Genomic DNA, 2120 nt, shown 5'->3' with positions numbered 1-2120 from the left:
TCAGCTTGTCGTTTAACCTTGGGGTTGCTCTTTAGCAGCAAGTGGCTTGGCTTGTCTGGGTTTTCGTTGATCCCGGTGATGTGGGCGGCCTTCGCCTGATCCTGTGCTTCGACCGAGAAGACACGTGGGATCGGGGCGAAGGCCGTGGAATCGAGTGTGCCGCGCGCTGCGGAGCGCGGGGATGCGTTCGCGGAACTGTCACACTTCCGGCGCGAACTGCATGCCTGCCTGACGCGCCGTGCGGACGCGTTGTTCGAGCTGGCGGACGCGGTGCTGTGTGCGGACGGGCCGGTCAGGACGCTGGTCGGCTTGTCGCTGGCGCCGGAGCACCGTCGCGGGCACGGGGCGTTGTACGACGCGGTCAACCACGGTCGGATCGACACGGGCCGGCTGCGGGACGCGCTGGTGCGGCTGCCGCTGCCGCGGGCCGCGGACGGGCGCCTGGTGCTGGCTGTGGACGTGAGCCCGTGGTTGCGGCCGGACGCGGACACCAGTCCGGGCCGGTCGTTCTGCCACACCTACGGACGCGGCGAGGGCAAGCACCAGATGGTGCCCGGCTGGCCGTACTCGATCGTGGCCGCACTGGAGCCGGGCCGCAGCTCGTGGACCGTCGTCCTGGACGCGGTCCGCCTCGGACCCGGCGAGGACGTCGCGGCCGCCACGACCGCGCAGGTCCGCGCGGTGGTCGAGCGACTGGTCGCCGCCGGGCGGTGGCAGCCGGGCGACCTCGATGTCATGGTCGTCCTGGACGCCGGCTACGACGTCCCGCGGATCGCGTTCCTGCTGCGGGACCTCCCTGTCGAGGTACTCGGCCGGATGCGCTCGGACCGGGTGATGCGCCGGCCGACGCCGACATACACGCATCCGCGCCAGGGCGGCCGACCGCCCAAGCACGGCGGCGAGTTCGTGTTCGGCAAGCCCGAGACCTGGGGCGGACCGCACGCCGTCACCATCACCGAGTCCACCCGCTACGGCACTGCACGCGCGACCGCGTGGGACAGGCTCCACCCCCGGCTGACACGCCGGTGCGCGTGGGTCGGCCACACCGATGAACTCCCCATGATCTCCGGCACGGTCATCCGCCTCCAGGTCGACCACCTGCCTCGGGGCGGCGATCCCAAGCCTGTCTGGCTGTGGTGGTCCAAGACCGACGCCACACCCGGCGACGTCGACCGCTGCTGGCAGACGTTCCTCAGAAGGTTCGACATCGAGCACACGTTCCGCCTGTTCAAACAGATCCTGGGCTGGACTGCGCCCAAACTCCGCGACCCGGACGCCGCCGACCGGTGGACCTGGATCGTGATCGCCGCGCACGCGCAACTGTTCCTTGCCCGCCCGCTCGCCGAGGACCTGCGCCGTCCCTGGGAACGGCCTGCCCCGCCGAGCCGACTCACCCCGGCCCGCGTCCGCCGCGGGTTCAGGAACCTCCGCAGCAAGGCGCTCCGTCCCGCAGCCGCACCTAAACCCACCAGACCCGGCCCAGGCCGGCCGCCCGGTTCGAAGAACCGCAGGCCCGCACCCCGCCACGACATCGGACGCATCGTCAAAACCGGCGAGCCATACACCAGACCCAGCCATCACCAGAAGGGCACAAAACCTCGTCGGGGCACCGAACCACGCCGGAACGACTCAACAGGGCCTGACTCCGACGCTGGATAGCATCGCAAGGTGAACTCGACTCGCGACGCCGCCGACCTGCTCACGGCACTGGCCACTGCTGCAGACCGCTTCCGGAAAACGGGCTACGCCATCTTCCTACGTCACCAGGAGGAAAGCAGATGGAGGCCGTTCAGCAACTACGGTGGCCCCAGCGGCAAACGCTCCACCGGCCTCGGCTTCGTGATCATCCTCCAGGACGGCCGAGAACTTTGCGTCTCAGCCACGGTCACCGCTACATCTGACGGGCTCGTCATCAGCGGGGACACAACGATCGACGACGACAAGCCAGAACTGGCCGCGGGAAACCAGAAGTACCTGTTGGAGTTGCCAGACGCCGTCACCACCACGGTGCCGGACTGCATATCGACGCTTGAAAACTACGTCCAACAGCTCACGAATGCTGCCCCGGGGCTGGTGGCCTGGGCTCTTGAGCAACCCCATCCCTGACGTTAAACGGCAAG

General features: G+C 68.7%; 2 protein-coding genes. Both read left to right on the top strand.

What is annotated here, in order from left to right:
* Positions 1-156: 156 nt before the first annotated feature.
* Positions 157-1659: an NF041680 family putative transposase gene (locus tag ABEA93_RS41905; protein ID WP_345681276.1), complete on the top strand. Its 1503-nt coding sequence runs from the start codon at positions 157-159 to the stop codon at positions 1657-1659.
* A 9-nt stretch (positions 1660-1668) separates the two neighbouring features.
* Positions 1669-2106 (top strand): hypothetical protein, encoded by a 438-nt coding sequence (locus ABEA93_RS41900; protein ID WP_345681275.1) that lies wholly within the window; start codon positions 1669-1671, stop codon positions 2104-2106.
* The last annotated feature ends 14 nt before the right edge of the window (positions 2107-2120 follow it).

The organism is Yinghuangia aomiensis, assembly GCF_039542225.1.
Taxonomy (GTDB): domain Bacteria; phylum Actinomycetota; class Actinomycetes; order Streptomycetales; family Streptomycetaceae; genus Yinghuangia; species Yinghuangia aomiensis.
This window is presented reverse-complemented; position numbering and strand designations above follow the sequence as displayed.